The sequence below is a fragment of the Intestinimonas sp. genome (genome assembly GCF_026169115.1).
GTDB lineage: Bacteria > Bacillota > Clostridia > Oscillospirales > Oscillospiraceae > Intestinimonas.
In genome coordinates this window covers 1-2,070 of record NZ_JAPFEA010000098.1, presented here as the reverse complement: position 1 = coordinate 2,070, position 2,070 = coordinate 1, and the positions used below count along the sequence as shown (strand labels likewise).

General features: G+C 55.9%; 1 protein-coding gene. It reads left to right on the top strand.

All coding sequences use genetic code 11. The features are described 5' to 3' along the window. Positions 1–244: 244 nt before the first annotated feature. Positions 245–2,020 (top strand): hypothetical protein, encoded by a 1,776-nt coding sequence (locus Q0Y09_RS08745; protein ID WP_297720508.1) that lies wholly within the window; start codon positions 245–247, stop codon positions 2,018–2,020. The last annotated feature ends 50 nt before the right edge of the window (positions 2,021–2,070 follow it).

Sequence of the window (2,070 nt, the reverse complement as noted above, 5' to 3'; positions counted from 1 at the left end):
TATGGTAAGGTGTTTGTAGTGACTCATAGGATGCTGCCCCTTTCTTGGCTGTCCACAAACACCATTTTAGGGCATCACCGCCTATGAGTCACTCCTTTTTTACCTATCTCCATGTGTTGCACTTGAATTGTAAATCTTGATAAACCAATAACGGGGGATTTGCGTTTGGAAGGAGGCTCGTACCGAATGGGAGTCCCCCGAAGGGGGGGGATTTACCATCCTTGAAAATATCTTCAAAGGGTTTATGCAATGGATCTACAGCCTATGTTTGGAAATGGTGCAGTACATTGCAAATTCCCTACTGACTGTGTTCAGTATGGACCTGGATTATTTTTTTCAGGTAGCTCCTGTTGCGAAGGACATTCTTTCCATTCTGATTGCCGCCGGCTGGGCGCTCCTAATGGGGAATCTTGTATTCCAAGCCGTTCGGTCCATGATCTCCGGCCTTGGTTTTGAGGGAGAAGATCCCAAGCTCCTATTTACCCGCACCTTTGTGTTCGCCTTTCTTCTTTTGGTAAGCCAGCAAATCTGTGAGATCGGGCTGAATATTTCCGCGCAAATCATACAAATGCTCCAGATACCAAGTAGTGTCACCATAAACATTCCGGAAGAGAGCAATTTTAATATTGGGGCGTCCTGGCTGCTGATTATCATTGTAGGCTTTGTAGTTATGTGGCAGTTTGTGAAGCTGTGCTTTGAAGTGGCGGAACGGTATGTTGTGACCGCCGTTCTGGTCCTGATGGCGCCGCTTGCATTTGGGCTGGGTGGCTCAAAGAGCACAGAGGACATCTTCAAGGGCTGGTGCCGGACGTTCGCTTCAATGTGCCTGATGATGGTTATGAACATCATCTTTTTGAAGCTGCTGATTTCTGCAATGGGCTATGTGCCCTCTGGTTTGGGTGTGTTGTCCTGGATGCTTCTGATTGTCGGCATTGCAAGAGTAGCCCGAAAAATAGACAGTATTGTGGCTCGGATCGGCCTAAATCCTGCAATCACCGGGGATGGGTTAGGGCGCGGCTTACCAGGTATGGTGGCCTTTGCGGCCATTCGCGGGCTCGGATCGGCTATAACTCGCTCCGCTTCGGCTGCGTCAAAGGGAAACGGCGGTGCAAAGCCACGTGGCGGCCACACCGCGGGCAACCCCAGCTCCCCGCCACCTCCGCCGCCGTCATCCGGGGGCGGGGGCCCCACACCGCCCGGCGGTGGGCCGGGTCAGGGCGGCCAGAGCCGCAGTCAGCCTGGAAGGCACCGGGAGAACGAACGGTCTACATATGCAGCAAGCACAAGCACACCGCAGTCTGCTTCTTCCGAAACACAGGCGGAGCCGCGTTCAACGCGCAAAGATCAGCCCAAGTCTGGAGGCCCAGGTCGCCCGCCGGACGCAAAGCCAACCCGGCACACATCTGTTCCTCCTGAGCAGAGAAGCGGTGGAACTGGTGCCGGCCAGCGTTTCAGGATAAATGCGGTACTTATAGGGCAGGAGCCAGAAGTGGCTAAGGCGGCCACTCAGGCAGGACCTTCCCAGCGTCAGTCCGCGGTACACACCAGGCAGGCCGCTGATACGCCAGATACTTTTTCACACTCCCAGCGGAAAACTGGAAAAGAGGTATTCCGTATTACATCAGATTGGCAATCATCCCAGCAAGCCGCTCAGGACCATCCGCAGCGGCCTCCGATACGTCAAAACGGCACACCTAAAATTTCAGTTCCTCCAGGCGTGTCTGCACCAGGGAAAAGAGAGTATGGGGCAGGAAAAGAGCCGGATTCCAGTTATAGAAGGGATATACCGCCTGCGGCTGATACAGCAAGGACACAACATATTTTCAGTACTGGCCGGTCTTCTGGCAGCACCCAGCCTCCGGTCGGTACGGCAGAGACGCGGCAGGCTCCCGGCCCCGGCCGTCCCCCTGTGGGCGGCACCCAGCCCCCAGTCGGTACGGCAGGAATACAGCGGGCCTCCGGCCCCAGCCAGCCGCCCATAGGCGGCACCCAGCCCCCAGCCGGTACGGCAGAGACGTAGCGGACCTCTGGCTACAACCGACCGCCCGTGGGCGGTACCCACTCCCTGGT